This is a genomic window from Pseudomonas sp. UYIF39, from assembly GCF_029963765.1.
In the GTDB taxonomy this organism is placed as follows: Bacteria; Pseudomonadota; Gammaproteobacteria; order Pseudomonadales; family Pseudomonadaceae; genus Aquipseudomonas.
On the sequence record NZ_JALBYU010000011.1, the window covers coordinates 82,385 to 97,554 of the forward strand.

Annotated in this window: 12 protein-coding genes; 5 read left to right on the forward strand and 7 right to left on the reverse strand. The window is 61.9% G+C overall.

All coding sequences use genetic code 11. The features are described from left to right. Positions 1-13 precede the first annotated feature (13 nt). Entirely contained in the window at positions 14-643 is a 630-nt protein-coding gene (locus MO767_RS16880; RefSeq protein WP_282481417.1) for an alpha/beta fold hydrolase, read from the reverse strand. A gap of 144 nt (positions 644-787) precedes the next feature. Here MO767_RS16880 and MO767_RS16885 point away from each other — a divergent pair, with 144 nt between their 5' ends. Then, complete coding sequence (locus MO767_RS16885) at positions 788-1,222, forward strand: DUF1043 family protein (RefSeq protein WP_008025941.1); 435 nt, start codon at positions 788-790, stop codon at positions 1,220-1,222. 109 nt (positions 1,223-1,331) lie between these two features. Here MO767_RS16885 and MO767_RS16890 read toward each other — a convergent pair whose 3' ends face one another. Further along, positions 1,332-2,036: an OmpA family protein gene (locus MO767_RS16890; RefSeq protein WP_282481418.1), complete on the reverse strand. Its 705-nt coding sequence runs from the start codon at positions 2,034-2,036 to the stop codon at positions 1,332-1,334. A gap of 116 nt (positions 2,037-2,152) precedes the next feature. Next, positions 2,153-2,797 carry an MBL fold metallo-hydrolase gene (locus MO767_RS16895; RefSeq protein WP_282481419.1) on the reverse strand — a complete coding sequence of 215 codons (645 nt, stop codon included), beginning with the start codon at positions 2,795-2,797 and terminating at the stop codon, positions 2,153-2,155. A 167-nt stretch (positions 2,798-2,964) separates the two neighbouring features. On the opposite strand from MO767_RS16895, the gene MO767_RS16900 reads away from it, so the two are divergent. Then, positions 2,965-3,942, forward strand: a complete 978-nt coding sequence (locus tag MO767_RS16900; RefSeq protein ID WP_282481420.1) for a tyrosine-type recombinase/integrase — start codon at positions 2,965-2,967, stop codon at positions 3,940-3,942. Continuing rightward, the gene (locus MO767_RS16905) at positions 3,845-4,057 is read left to right on the forward strand and encodes a hypothetical protein (RefSeq protein ID WP_282481421.1); all 213 of its coding nucleotides are present in this window, start codon (positions 3,845-3,847) and stop codon (positions 4,055-4,057) included. The genes MO767_RS16900 and MO767_RS16905 overlap by 98 nt, the downstream gene beginning before the upstream one ends. A gap of 37 nt (positions 4,058-4,094) precedes the next feature. Here MO767_RS16905 and MO767_RS16910 read toward each other — a convergent pair whose 3' ends face one another. Both MO767_RS16910 and MO767_RS16915 read right to left on the reverse strand, forming a co-directional pair. Further along, positions 4,095-4,325 carry a hypothetical protein gene (locus MO767_RS16910; RefSeq protein WP_282481422.1) on the reverse strand — a complete coding sequence of 77 codons (231 nt, stop codon included), beginning with the start codon at positions 4,323-4,325 and terminating at the stop codon, positions 4,095-4,097. 155 nt (positions 4,326-4,480) lie between these two features. Beyond that, complete coding sequence (locus MO767_RS16915) at positions 4,481-5,083, reverse strand: methyltransferase domain-containing protein (RefSeq protein ID WP_282481423.1); 603 nt, start codon at positions 5,081-5,083, stop codon at positions 4,481-4,483. A 404-nt stretch (positions 5,084-5,487) separates the two neighbouring features. Here MO767_RS16915 and MO767_RS16920 point away from each other — a divergent pair, with 404 nt between their 5' ends. Next, positions 5,488-10,317: a hypothetical protein gene (locus tag MO767_RS16920; RefSeq protein ID WP_282481424.1), complete on the forward strand. Its 4,830-nt coding sequence runs from the start codon at positions 5,488-5,490 to the stop codon at positions 10,315-10,317. A gap of 82 nt (positions 10,318-10,399) precedes the next feature. Further along, complete coding sequence (locus MO767_RS16925) at positions 10,400-12,235, forward strand: tetratricopeptide repeat protein (protein WP_282481425.1); 1,836 nt, start codon at positions 10,400-10,402, stop codon at positions 12,233-12,235. Between the two features lie 275 nt (positions 12,236-12,510). On the opposite strand, the gene MO767_RS16930 is transcribed toward MO767_RS16925, so the two are convergent. Together MO767_RS16930 and MO767_RS16935 are read right to left on the reverse strand one after the other, a co-directional pair. Beyond that, positions 12,511-13,839: a TolC family outer membrane protein gene (locus MO767_RS16930; RefSeq protein ID WP_282481426.1), complete on the reverse strand. Its 1,329-nt coding sequence runs from the start codon at positions 13,837-13,839 to the stop codon at positions 12,511-12,513. After that, a complete protein-coding gene (locus MO767_RS16935; protein WP_282481427.1) occupies positions 13,836-15,170 on the reverse strand; it encodes an HlyD family type I secretion periplasmic adaptor subunit in 1,335 nt (444 codons plus the stop codon). Before MO767_RS16935 ends, MO767_RS16930 begins: the two co-directional genes overlap by 4 nt.

Genomic DNA, 15,170 nt, shown 5'->3' on the forward strand with positions numbered 1-15,170 from the left:
TGTCAGACTGCAATCAATTCGAAAGACGCGGCAGGATCAGATCCTTGAGATCGGTCAGCTTGCCATGAAAAAAGTGTCCGCATTCTGCCACTTTCAGCAACTCATGGGGGCGCTCGAGTTTCGAGGACCAGTCGTAGACAGCTTGCGGGTCGATGACTTCGTCGGTTTCTGGCTGGATAAGAGTCAGCTCGCCACGCTGCGGCAGTTGATCCTGATCGCCGAGCCGCATGACAGCGGGCGCGACCATGAACAAATGTTGCAGTTGTTCGCCCTTCGCTTCCAGGCGTCCGCCGAGACTGGCTGCAACAAAACCGCCGAAGGAGAATCCGAACAGGGTCAGCGGCAACTCTGGGTGTTTGGCTCGAAGCCATTCGGCAACGGCTTGGGCATCGTCGACTTCGCCGGTGCCCATATCGTGGGTGCCTTCGCTGGCACCGACGCCACGGTAGTTGAAACGTAAAGTAATCAAACCGGCGTCACGCGCAGTGCGCTGCAAGGTCGAGACGACTTTATTGAGCATGGTGCCGCCCTGCACCGGGTTCGGATGGCAAATCAGCGCAATGCCGCGTGACTGCTCATTGTCCAGGTAGAGGGCTTCCAGTTGGCCGACCGGGCCATCAATCACTACAGGGGTTTCGCGCATAAGCAAGGAAGGAACTCCGTGACCTCGAATCGGGTCAACTCGTCTAGCAAATTGTCTGTGCCAATCTATTGCGAGTGAATCGCGGTATACAGCGCAGGTTCGAGCCGTTAACGTAAAGCAAAGCCGTTTATAGAGGAAGGACTCGTGGAACACTCGCTCTTAGTTTGGTTGTTGCCGACTCTTGCCCTGGTTGTGGGTGTCGCCATTGGTTTCCTGATCGCTCGCCTGGTGCCGAATGCCGCGCCTAGCAGCACACAACGTCAGCTGGATGACATTCAGGAACGTTTCGACAGTTATCAGAACGAGGTGGTTACCCACTTCAACAGCACTGCAAACCTGGTCAAGAAACTGACTCAGAGCTATCAGGAAGTGCAGGATCACCTCGCCGAGGGCGCCAACCGCCTGGCCCTGGACGAGCAAACCCGCCAACGCCTGCTGGCCTCGCTGCACGCCGATGCGGCAGCCGCCCCACGGGAACGCCTGACGCCACCGCGCAATCAGGAGCCGCCTCGCGACTACGCCCCCAAAGCCCCGAACGCGCCGGGCATGCTTGATGAGCATTACGGTCTGAAGAAGTAATCAGGTTTCGCGCGACACAAAAAAAGCCCGCCCGATCTGTTCAGGATCTGGCGGGCTTTTTTACGCCTGGGGTTCAGTCAGACGATTATGGATACTGCTGAACAGTGCCTTACTGCTGGCCGCCATACTGCTGACCCGGAATCGCCTTCAGGTTGACCTCGACCCGACGGTTCTGCGACCGACCATTGACGTCACCGTTGCTGGCAATCGGGTTATCCGGCCCGGCACCGCGAGCCGACAGGTTGGCACCGCTCACGCCCTGCGACGTCAGGTAAGTCGCCACACTCTGGGCGCGACGCTGGGACAGGTCCATGTTGTGCTGACGGCTGCCGGTACTGTCGGTGTAGCCGACGATTTCGATCTGGTTCTGGCTGAACTCCTTGAGCGAGCCCGCCAGATTGTTCAGCGGCTGATAGAAACCCGACGCGATGTTCGCCGAATCGGTGGCGAAGGTGATGTTACCCGGCATGATCAGTTTGATCTGATCACCCTGGCGCTGCACCTCCACCCCGGTGTTGGCCATGCTGGCCCGCAGTTTTTTCTCTTGCTGGTCGGCGTAATAACCGTAACCGGCAGCGGAGGCACCCACCACGGCGGCGCCAATCAGCGCGCCCTTGCCACGGTTATCGTGACTGATGGCGGCACCGGCCAAAGCACCGGCCAGAGCGCCGAGGCCACCGTATTTAGCGGTTTTGCTCATGCCCGTGGAACCACCGTCGGCCTGGCCCTGGTTGTCGTAAGGGCTAGGCGAGGCGCAGCCAGACAGCAAGGCCACAGCCGTAGCGACAATAATCAAACGTTGCTTGGTGAACATGAAGAGCTCCTACTTTTTGCATTCTGTGGTGCAACGGACTTAGGCATTGAACCTTTGCGGGCGTTGGATCATTGCGGATGAAAAAAATTCCGCCACGCCCCTCACAACGTTAGAAATCAGGCCCTCACAAAAGGGTTCTCGCGCATTTCATCGCCCAGACGTGTGTCCGGACCATGCCCGGTCACCACCGTCGCCTCTTCGTCGAGGGTGTACAGCCGCTGCTTGATCGACCGCACGATGGTCGCCTGATCGCCACCCCACAAATCCGTGCGCCCTACCCCGCGACGAAACAACGTGTCACCGGCAATCAGCAGCTTAGCCTCTGAAAACCAAAAGCTCATGGAACCCGGCGTATGACCCGGCGTGTGCAACGCCACGCCGCAGCCGCAGGCCAGTTCTTCATCATCGGCCAACCAGCGATCAGGCGGCGGCACCGGCGTGTAAGGGACGCCGAACATCTGACATTGCATCTCCAGATTGTCCCAGAGGAATTGATCTTCTTTATGCAGGTGCAGGGTTGCGCCGGTTTTTTCCTTCAACTGACCCGAAGCCAGGAAGTGATCGAGGTGCGCGTGGGTGTGAATGATGCTGACCACCTTCAGGCCCAGCGCATCGAGCCGCGCGAGGATCAGTTCGTGATTACCGCCCGGATCGACCACGATGGCCTTTTTGGTGATCGGATCGCCGATGATCGTGCAGTTGCACTGCAAAGGGCCAACAGGGAAGGTTTCTCGTATTAACGCGGTCTTTGCGGCTTCCATGGGTATTCCCGTAAAGTTAATGGCACATTTTTGGCACAGTGCGAAAAGCGATGGCGACGCTTAGGAAGAAAGGCCCACACCAATGGCACGCTCAAATCAGACGTAAAGGGTGGCCCCAACAGACACGCACATTCAATACCCAGCTAGAAGCAAAAACCTGGGCGACTATGATTGAGCGTGAAATGGACGCTGGAGTATTCGTCAGCCGCAGCGAGGCTGAGGCGACCTCCTTCGCCAACGCCCTAGAGTCGTACGCCAAGGAAGTGACCAGCCAAAAGCGAAGTAGCGCTTCAGAGCTGTCACGCATCCAGGCCATGCAACGTCATCCATTAGCCCTCAGATCACTTGCCAGCATCCGCGGCTCCGATATGGCGAGATACCGCGATTCGCGCCTCGAAGAAGGCCTGGCTCCCGCCACAGTACGCCGCGAGCTGGCCTTGATCTCTCATGTATTCACCATCGCCCGTAAAGAGTGGCGCATGGAGTCTCTAAGCAACCCGGTCGAACTCATCCGCCAACCAAGCGTTGACGACGCACGCGAGCGACGGGTTCTCACCACAGATGTATGGACACAAAAGGATGGAAAGCTGCTGTGCGAGCACTTGGACGAGCTCGAAATGATTCGCCGCCACTCGCGCTCGACCGAGCTACCAGAAATAATGACCTTCGCAGTGGAAACGGCGATGCGCCGAAGTGAAATAACTGGCCTACAAAGCGCCAACGTCAATCTAGACAAGCGAGTTGCTCTGCTGCCGATGACCAAGAACGGCTCCTCCCGTGGCGTCCCCCTCTCCAGCAAAGCAGTGGAGATATTGAATCACCTTGCTGAGCGAGTCGATGGTCGCTGCTTTAGGAGCCGGCCTGACTCAATCACCAAAGCATTCGCGGACGCTATTGCCGATGCACGCAACGCCCATACAGAGGGTCTACCCCTTCACCTCAAACAGAAGAAACTCTCCCAAGACAAGATCGACAAGCGCATCAACGCCGATCCGTTCCTGATGGATTTGTGGAAAAGGTCGAGTGATTGGGGACTCGCCGCTTTACGTGCTGGCCGCCGAGAAAACCACCGAGGATGTAACCATTCCCCCTTCGGCACTTCCCGGGCTCAACCAGCCAGAATCCAACGCGGAAAAGGCCAATAAAAAAGGCGAGGAAGCGGCGGGCTCAAACTCCGGTGCCGACGCGCATTCCATTAAAAAAGACGCGGAGTCGCAGGATGACGGGGACAATCAGAGAGGCAGTGAGTCGGGAAGCTGATCAACCCCTACCCCTCTTTTGAAAGATCCTGGATGTATCAGTCGTCCCTGTCATCCCGATCGCGATTACGACGGTAGTCGCGATCATCATCACGACGATCATATCGATGGCCATACCCTTGACCAGCGTCATCCCTTTGGTCATAGCCGCGGCGATGATCCTGATCGTGATAGCGGCCGTACCTTTCTCCGTCTTCCCAGTGAGGTCCGCAGCCTCCCAGCAAGAGCAGGCTGGAAATGGCCAGGGTCATCATTACTGCGCGATTCATTTGAGCATCCTGAAGGTCGGGGGGTGATAGGGTTTCGGCCGGTGGAAAATCCCGCACGGCGTTGAAACCCTGTCTATGACCATTCAGTAACTCAATGATTCCATTAGGAATACAGCTGGCAGGCGCGCTTGGCGCGGGCCCCGGTTCGGCGTGGTTTAGCCTGGGAAATGCTGGTTGGCGATCGCCACCACTTCCTGCTCGTTGATCGGAGCAAGTGCCGCCACCGCCCACAGATCATAAAACGGATGAGCACGCTGTATCGGCAGAACCATGTCGAAACCGGCCGCTTGAAGAGAACCCGTCAGTACCTTTTTGGTGAAACCGCAACGGTGCGCCATGAACACGTTGCCGTTGGCCATGGCCGGGCGATGTCCGTAGAGAATGTCGATGGGCGCGATCGGGCCGGCCGGCGAAAGGTAGGCCTCGTCGGTCAGCTTGTCTTCGGCCACCAGGGCACACACCGATTGCAGGTCCGGGCAGGTAATGATCACGAAGCCGCCAGGCTTGAGCACGCGCTTGAACTCCGCCAGGGCTACCGGCACCTCATGGGGATAGAGATGCTCGATGTTGTGGCTGGAAAACAGCGCATCCACCGAAGCGTCCTTGACCTGGGACATGTCAGTCATGGTGCCGACGATGTCCGGGTTGACACTCTCATCGATGTCGAAGCGCAGCTCTTGCCACTGCTCCGAGGCGAAGCCCTTGGTCGTGCTGTTCTTGCTCTTTGGACCACAACCTACATGGAGGAAGGTTTTCACAATCAATTACTCGATCAAGGCCCTTGCCGGATAGCAAAAGGGGAATGGGGGCTTGCTCCGCTGGCCGATGCCTGCCGACGGACGAAATGTCCCGCGCACACTAGGGGAAGTGCTGGGCAGGGGTCAAGGTCATGGCGCTACATCGGCGTGCCATTTTCCAGTCTCAAAAAAATGGCGTCAACAAATCAATGATAGCTATATGATGTCGTTTCCTACTATTTGAGCCTATAACGCCAAGTTTTTTTATAACCAAAAATCGATAAAAAGGCAAAAAGCCATCAAAAAAGATTCTTAATGTTTTTACCAACTGTGTCGCTAACGACACGTGGGCTACCAAATTTCCGCCCAAGGCTACGGCGACAACGCTGGCAGCGCAGTAAATGACCCCTATACAGGATGCGTTCATGAGCTTTATTTCTTCGTTGACCCCAGCGCAAGTCGCTGCCTTGAGTACAACTACCATTGCTGGGCTTGAGACCCAGGATATTGCCGCGTTGAGCACCGCTCAGATCGCCCAGATGACCGCTGCGCAGATCGCAGTCATCACCGTGTCGAACATTGGTGCGTTCTCGGCCGCGCAAGTACCGGCGCTGACGACCGCGCAAGTGGTTGCCCTGACCACCGCTCAGGTCACCGCACTGAAAACCGCGCAGATCGCCGCACTGACCACGACGCAAGTCGCTGCCATCGAAACGGCGGATATCGCTGTGCTGCCCGCTGGATCGGTCGCCAGCCTGACCACGGCCCAGACCGCCGCCCTGACCACCGCACAGGTAGTCGCCCTGACCACCGCCCAAGTGGCGGCACTGACCACCGCCCAAGTGGCCGCGCTGACCACCACGCAAGTGGCGGCCGTGGAAACTGCCGATATCGGCGCCCTGACCTCCACCCAACTGGTCGCGTTGACCACCGCCCAGGTGGCTGCCCTGACCACGGCACAAGTGGCGGCCCTGAAACCGACCCAGATCAGCGTCATGGAAACCGCCGACGTGGCAGCCCTGACCACGGCTCAGGTGGTGGCGTTGACCACGGCCCAGATCGCCGCGCTGAAAACCACCCAGCTCGCTGCCTTGACCACTACTCAGGTGGCGGCCATCGAAACCGCTGACATCGCGGCCTTGCCAGTGGCTAGCGTCGCGGCCCTGACCACTGCGCAGACCGCTGCCCTGACCACCGCCCAGGTGGCCGCCCTGACCACCGCCCAGGTGGCGGCACTGACCACCGCTCAAGTGGCGGCGCTGACCACTACGCAAGTGGCGGCCATCGAAACCGCTGACATCGGCGCGTTGACCACCGCTGTTGTCGTCGCCTTGACCACCGCCCAGGTCGCCGCCCTGACCACCGCACAAGTGGCAGCCCTGAAACCGGCTCAGATCAGCGCCCTGCAGACTGTCGATGTCGCAGCCTTGACCACTGCTCAGGTCGTGGCGTTGACCACTGCCCAGGTGGCGGCACTGACCACCGCCCAAGTAGCTGCGCTGACCACCACCCAAGTGGCGGCCATCGAAACCGCTGACATCGCTGCCTTGCCAGTGGCCAGCGTCGCAGCCCTGACCACCGCGCAGACCGCCGCCCTGACCACCGCTCAGGTCGTGGCATTGACCACCGCTCAGGTAGCCGGGCTGAAGCCGGCCCAAGTGGCCGCGCTGACCACCACGCAAGTGGCGGCACTGCAGGTCGCCGATGTTGCCGCACTGACCACCGCCAGCGTCGTGGCCTTGACCACCGCTCAAGTGGCGGCACTGACCACGGCCCAGGTCGCTGCGCTGACCCCGGTCCAGATCGCGGCCATGGAAACCGCTGATGTGGCGGCACTCACTACCGCTCAGGTAGTGGCCTTGACCACCGCCCAGGTGGCGGCACTGACCACCGCACAAGTGGCTGCGCTGACCACCACGCAAGTGGCGGCCATTGAAACCGCTGACATCGGCGCGTTGACCACCGCTGGCGTCGTCGCCTTGACCACCGCCCAGGTCGCGGCACTGACCACCGCACAAGTAGCGGCCCTGAAACCGACCCAGATCAGCGCCCTGCAGACTGTCGATGTTGCAGCGCTGACTACCGCCCAGGTTGTGGCATTGACCACCGCACAAGTAGCGGCACTGACCACCGCCCAGGTGGCTGCGCTGACCACCACGCAAGTGGCGGCCATCGAAACCGCTGACATCGCTGCCTTGCCAGTGACCAGCGTCGCAGCCCTGACCACCGCGCAGACCGCTGCCCTTACCACCGCTCAGGTCGTGGCATTGACCACCGCTCAGGTAGCCGGGCTGAAGCCGGCCCAAGTGGCCGCGCTGACCACCACGCAAGTGGCGGCACTGCAGGTCGCCGATGTTGCCGCACTGACCACCGCCAGCGTCGTGGCCTTGACCACCGCTCAAGTGGCCGCCTTGACCACGGCCCAAGTCGCTGCACTGACTCCGGTCCAGATCGCTGCGCTGGAAACAGCTGACGTGGCGGCCTTGACCACGGCTCAGGTCGTGGCGTTGACCACCGCACAAGTGGCGGCACTGACCACCACTCAAGTGGCTGCACTGACCACCACCCAAGTGGCGGCATTCGAAACCGCTGATATCGGCGCGTTGACCACCGCTGGCGTCGTCGCCTTGACCACCGCCCAGGTCGCGGCACTGACCACCGCACAAGTAGCGGCCCTGAAACCGACCCAGATCAGCGTCCTGCAGACTGTCGATGTTGCAGCGCTGACTACCGCCCAGGTTGTGGCATTGACCACCGCACAAGTAGCGGCACTGACCACCGCCCAGGTGGCTGCGCTGACCACCACGCAAGTGGCGGCCATCGAAACCGCTGACATCGCGGCCCTGCCAGTGGCCAGCGTCGCGGCCCTGACCACCGCGCAGACCGCTGCACTGACCACCGCCCAGGTTGTGGCATTGACCACCGCCCAGGTGGCCGGGCTGAAGCCGGCCCAAGTGGCCGCGCTGACCACCACGCAAGTGGCGGCCATCGAAACCGCAGACATCGCCGCACTCACCACCGCCGGCGTCGTCGCCTTGACCACCGCCCAGGTGGCGGCGCTGACCACTGCCCAGGTGGCGGCGCTGAAGCCGACCCAGATCAGTGCCATGGAAACCGCCGACGTGGCCGCCTTGACCACTGCCCAGGTGGTGGCATTGACCACCGCCCAGGTAGCGGCACTGACCACTGCTCAAGTGGCTGCGCTGACCACCACGCAAGTGGCGGCCATCGAAACCGCTGACATCGCGGTCTTGCCAGTGACCAGCGTCGCGGCCCTCACCACTGCGCAGACCGCCGCCCTGACCACTGCTCAGGTCGTGGCCTTGACCACCGCCCAGGTGGCCGGACTGAAACCGGCTCAAGTGGCTGCACTGACCACCACGCAAGTGGCGGCCCTGCAGACCGCCGATGTCGCCGCACTGACCACCGCCGGCGTGGTAGCCCTGACCACCGCTCAGGTGGCAGCCTTGACCACTGCACAGGTGGCGGCCCTCAAGCCGACCCAGATCAGTGCCATGGAAACGGCCGACGTGGCCGCCTTGACCACGGCTCAAGTGGTCGCCCTGACCACGGCCCAGGTCGCGGCGCTCAAGCCGACCCAGATCGCAGCCCTGACCACCACGCAAGTGGCGGCCCTGGAAACCGCTGACCTTGGTGCACTGACCAATACTCAACTGGTAGCCTTGACCACCGCCCAGGTTGCCGCCCTGACCACCGCACAAGTGGTAGCGCTCAAGCCGGCCCAGATCAGCGCACTGGAAACCGACGATGTGGCAGCGCTGACCACCGCGCAAGTGGTCGCCCTGACCACCGCTCAGGTAGCGGCATTGACCACGGCACAGGCTGCGGCATTGACCACCACCCAAGTGGCGGCCCTTGAAACCGCGGACATCGCCGCCCTGACAGTGGCCGATACTGCAAGCCTGACCACCGCGCAGACGGCTGCACTGACCACCGCCCAGGTGGTTGCCCTGACCACCGCACAAGTGGCGGCGCTGAAGGTGACCCAGATCGCGGCATTGACCACCACGCAAGTGGCGGCCATCGAAACGGCCGATATCGGCGCCCTGACCTCTGCCCAACTGGCAGCGTTCACCACTGCCCAGGTCGCGGCCTTGACCACGGCGCAGATCGCGGCCCTCAAGCCAACCCAGATCAGCGCCCTGGAAACCGCTGATGTAGCGGCCTTGACCACCGCCCAGATCGTGGCGATCGAAACCACGGACATGGCGGCATTGACCACGGCTCAGGTAGCGGCCCTGACCACGGCGCAAGCTGCGGTGCTGACCACGGCGCAACTGTCGCACCTTTCGATGACCCAGGTGGATTCGTTCACCACGGCACAACTGCAAGCGATGAGCGCCACCCAGATCGACGCGCTGGCCCTGTCCACGCCGCTGGTCCTGGACCTCAACGGTGATGGCGTGCAGACCACGCACCTGAGCACTGGCGTCAAGTTCGACCTCAATGCCGATGGCCACAAGGAAGCGACCGGCTGGGCCACTGGCGGTGACGGCCTGCTGACGCTCGACCTCAATGGCGATGGCCAGGTCAACGATGGCTCCGAGCTGTTCGGTTCCTCGTTCCGCCTGCCGGACGGTTCGCTGGCCAAAGACGGCTTCGAGGCACTCGTCAGCCTGGACAGCAACCATGACGGCGCCGTCAACGGCGCTGACCAGCTGTTCTCGTCGCTGCAAGTGTGGGTCGATGCCAACAACGATGGCGTCAGCGACAAAGGCGAGATGCACACCCTGAAGGATCTGGGCATCACCCAGTTCAACCTGGATGTGGCCAAGACTGCCGAGCTCAACCACGGTAACCTGATCGGCCTCAACGGCAGCTACGAAACCAGCGATGGCCAGAGCCATACGATCGCCGACGTTTGGTTCCGTACCGACGCCAATGGCAATCAGTCCTTCGACCTGACCAAGCTGGATTCGCAAGCAGTCGATGCCCACTCCCTGGGTGCCATCGATCTGGCGGCCGATGGCGGCAAGGCCAGCGTACTGACCGTCGATGCCGAGGCAGTCAGCAAGCTCGGCCAGGCCGGCCAGGTGGATGTGGCCAGCGGTGCCGCGGCACCGGTGCAGATGATCATCAACGGTGACCACAACGATACCGTGAACATCACTGGCGACAGTGGCGAGTGGCAAGCGGCCGGTACCACCACGGTGGACGGTGCCAGCTACAACGTGTTCAACGATGGCGATGTGCAGTTGTTGGTAGCAACCGATGTGCAGACTTGGATTCACTGATCTTCAGTGGTAAACCTTGACTGATCCGATACCGGGCTCGAAAGAGCTCGGTATTTTTTTATTGGAAGAGACCTTCGCGCAAATGCTTAGAGAGAATCTTGAGAGCCCGAACCTCGATGTCGTGCTGGCTGCAGCCCTGCAGCTGGCCGAAGGTATCGCGCTGGAACCGATGAAGTTGCTCGAAACCGCAGACCGGCTCAATGGCGCGCAGCGCGTCAACGATGTCGCGGCGCTCTACCAGCGCTGGCTGCAGCACTGCCACTCGTCGGTCAATTACATTATCCAGTTCAACCTGGGAGCCACCCTGACTCAACTGGGGCAGATACAGGCCGCTGAGAGTGCCTATCGCGCCGCTATTGCCCAGAACCCGGAGTTCGCCCAGGCCTGGTTCAACCTGGGGACAGTGCTGGAGCGTCAGAACAAGCCGCAAGAGGCCTTGGCCACCTGGCAGTCGATGCTCGACAAGCACCTGGTCGACGCCGCGCAAAGCCGCGAGCTGTACCTGATGACCTGTAATAACCTGGGCCGCCTGCTGGAGGAAACCCGTCAGCTGCAGCAATCGGAAGCCATCCTGCGCACCAGCCTGGAAGCCGACCCTGTGCAACCCAAGGTCATCCAGCACTGGGTGCACCTGCGCCAGAAACAATGTGTCTGGCCGGTCTATGAGCCACCGGCGGGCCTGACCCGCGGCGACCTGCTCAAGGCATCCTCGCCCCTGGCACTGCTCGCCGGCAGCGATGACCCAGGCCTGCAACTGGCCGCCGCGGTGCACTTCGTCAAAGAGCGGGTCAATGTGCGGGTCCCCGCCCTGGCTTCGGCCCAAGGCTATGGCCACCAAAAACTGCGCATCGGCTTCCTGTCATCGGACTTCTGCCTGCATGCGGTGTCATTGCTGACCGTGGAGCTGTTAGAGCTGATCGATCGGGAGCGCTTCGAGGTGTATGGTTTTTGCTGGAGCCGCGAAGACGGGTCGGCCCTGCGCGAGCGGGTCAAGCAGGCCATGGATCACTTCGTGCGCATCGACGCCATGGATGACGCGAGCGCCGCACAATGCATTCGCAACCATGAGATCGACATCCTCATCGACCTTCATGGGCTGACCTCCGGGGCACGTCCGGACATTCCGGCTTATCGCCCGGCTGCAGTGCAAATGACTTACCTGGGCTTTCCCGGGTCGACCGGCCTGCCTGGCATCGACTATGTCATCGCCGACCGCTACCTGATCCCCGACAGCGAGAAGGCGTACTACAGCGAAACACCGCTGTACCTGGCGCAGATCTACCAGTGCAGTGACCGCCAGCGCCCCGTAGCGGCGTTGCCGACCCGCGCCGAGTGCGGCTTGCCGCAAGACCGCTTCGTATTCTGCTCGTTCAACAACAACTACAAGTTCAACGAAGAAGTGTTCGACTGCTGGATGCGAATCCTGCACCGCGCCCCCGACAGTGTGTTGTGGCTGCTGGCCGACAACCCCTGGGCCCAGGAAAACCTCTGCGCCAGGGCCCAGGCCCACGGCGTGGACCCGGCACGCCTGCTGTTCGCCCCGCGTGTTGCACCGGCGCAGTACCTGGCCCGCTACAGCGCTGCGGACCTGTTCCTCGACGCCTATCCGTTCAACGCCGGCACCACGGCCAACGACGCCTTGTGGATGGGTCTGCCGGTGCTGACCCGCTCGGGACGCACCTTTGCCTCGCGCATGGCAGGCAGCCTGCTGACGTCCCTGGACCTGCCGGAGCTGATCACCACCACCCTGGCCGAATACGAGGAGCGCGCCGTTGAACTGGCGACGCAGGCGGATCTGTTGCCCGCCGTGCGTGAGCGTCTGCAGCAGGGGCGCGAGCACTCTGTGCTGTTCGACACGCCACGCTTCGTCAGGGATTTCGAGGACGCGATAAGCAGCGTGGCGCCAGGCAGGGCTTAACCGCACGCGGTCCCCTTGTAGGAGCGAGCCTGCTCGCGATGAACCTGAGAACACCGTGGGGTGTCAGGTGCCCAGAGCATGCTTGCTCCACAGGTTCACGTACAACCCTGTAGGAGCGAGCATGCTCGCGATAAACCTGAGAACGCCGCGGGGTGTCAGGTTTCCCGCGTCATCGTTAACCTCCATCGCGAGCATGCTCGCTCCTACAGGTGAGCCGTACGCATTTCACCTTGTAGGAGCCGGCTTGCTGGCGATAGCAACCCAATGTCCAAAGGTCAGAACAACCCCTGAACCTTCTCCAGCTCCCTACGGGTCATCTGGCCGGTGCGGGTGTGCAGGTTGACGTAGCTTTGCAGCATCGCCAGCTTGGTATCGAGCAGGTCTCGCTTGGCGGAGTACAGGCGCTGCTGGGCGTCGAGAATGTCGACCGTCGAGCGTACGCCGGCCTCATAGCCTTTTTCCGCGGATTTCAGGGCGGTCTGGCTGGAACGCACGGCGGTCACCAGGGCCTTGCTCTTCTCGAAGCCTGCCACCACGCCCAGGTAGTTGAGCTCGAGGTCTTCGTTCATTTGCTGGAGCTGGGCATCGTAGCTGGACCGGGCGCTCTCCAGGGTGGCGCGGGCTTTTTCGGATGAAGCGCTGACCCCACCCCCCTGGTACAACGGGATATCGATCACGACGCCCACGTAATAGGTCGACTGGCGCTGGGTATTATCGTTGAGGTCGCTCTGGCCAACCCGCGCCAGCCGGCCGCTCAGCGCCACGGTCGGGTAGTGCCCGGCCTTCTGCTGCTGGAGATTGGCTTCGGCCACCTTGATCGAAGCACGGCTGATGCCCAGTGCTGACGCGGCCTGGTCGGCCTTGATCAACCAGTAGTCCAGGTCCTGTTCGGGGGCGAGCAAGGCGGCGGCCGGGGCCTGCTCCTGCATCTGCGGGATCTCGCTGACGGGAATACCGGAGCGGCCCGCCAGCTTGCGCAGGGCCGAGCGATGCTGGGCCTGCAACTGGATTTCCAGGGCGCGGATCGAATCGAGCCGGGCTTGCGCCTCTTCAAGGTCGGTGATGGCGCCCTCACCGGCTTCGAACAGACGCTTGGATTGCTTGGCCAGGCCTTCGACCGAGGCCTTCTGCTGGGTCGTCAGCTTGAGTTCGTTTTCCACCTGGGCGAGATCGAAATAAGCTTGCACCACGCGGTCGAACAGCTCCTGGTCGGCGCCCTCGTGCTGCACTTCGCCCAGTTGCCCGCGCGCCTTGGCCTGTTCATAGGAGGCCCAGCGGCCTTTGTCGAACAACGGCTGGATAACCGTCAGGGCAACGCTGTCGGAAGCGAATTGATCGTCCTGGCTGCTGGTCGAGGGCTGATTTTCAAACTGGCCACCACGGCCGTAGCGAGAGTTGATGGCGACTTGCGGCAGCAAGCCGCTGCGGCCGATCGCCTCTTCCTGGCGCGAGGCTTCGTAGTCGTGAGTGGCGACCTTGTAGGTCGCATCGTTGAGTCGCGAGGCGTCGTACAGCGCCACCAGCGACAACGGCGGTTCGGCCGCCAGCAGCGGGGCCGAGCAAAAAACGGAGAGCAGCAAGGCTATGCGCATGGACACGATCATTCTTCCTTGAAAGCACCGGCCATACGCTCGGTCACCGGCTGCATCAAGTAGTTGGCGAGGGTCCGCTCGCCGGTTTTGACCAGTACCTCGGCCTGCATGCCCGGCTTGATATCCAGGCCAAGCTCGCGCAGATGGATGATGGCCTCGGGACTGACCGAGACCTCCACCGAAAAGTAAGGCGAACCGGTGTGTTCGTCGATCAACTGGTCGGCCGATACCGTAGCCACCTTGCCGACGATCACCGGGGTGTGGACCCGTTGCAGTGAACCGAAACGCAGGTCGACCGGCAGCTCCGGCTTGAGCCGGTCGGCCATCATCGGCGGGAACTGCGCCTTGACCACCCAGCTGGAGCCTTGCGGGACAATGTCCATCAGGCGCTGGCCCGCCGGTGCGATACCGCCGACGGTATGCACGGTCATGCCCATCACCTGGCCCGCGACGGGCGCAACGATGGCGGCGCTGTTGACTTCGAATTCCAGTGACTTGATCTGGTCGGTCAGGCTTGAGGTCTGCGCCACGACCTGGGTCAGCTGCGACTCGGCTTCGCTGCGAAAGATCTGCGCCTGTTGCAAGGCCTTGAGCTTGCTTTCATTGATCGCCTGGCGCGTGCGGCCAATATCGGAAATGCTCGAAGCCAACTGGGCGCCCAACTGCGCCGCACTGCTTTCCGCTTCGAACAGCCGGTTGCGTGGCAAGTAACCTTCACGGGCCAGCTCGCGCAGGCCGTTGAGCTCTTGCTGCTGGAACTGCAGCTGTGCGGCGTGGTTACGCTTGATCTCTTCGAAGCCTTTGAGCTGTTCGTTGAGCGAGGCTACTTCGTGCTGGCTGATTTGCATGCGGCTGGCCAGTTCGGCACGGCGAGTGGCGAACAGATAGCCTTGCAGCTCCATCGCCGCGACGGCGCGCGGGTCGCTGGCGCGGGCCAGCAACGCTGCGGACCACTGCACGCTGGCGCGGTCCAGGCGTTCGGCCATCAGCCGATCCTCGACGGCGCGTGCGCCGAGCCATTGGCCCAGGGCGACATCCAGTTGCGACTTGGCCTGCACGGTATTGAGCTGCACCACGACCTGACCTTGCTGCACCCGGTCGCCTTCACGCACCAGGATGTTGTCGATCATGCCGCCGGTGCGCGACTGCACAGTCTTGCGCTCGCCGGAAACCACCACGGTGCCGCTGCCGACCACTCCGCGGTCGAGCGGCGCCAGGCAGGCCCAGAGCAGAAACCCGCCCAGGCCCAGGAGCAAAAACCAGACACCGATCCGGGCAATGCCCGCGGCATCCGCATCTGGCTTGTTCTCGGGGGTCGAAATGTCGCTCGAACTGGCTTGCAT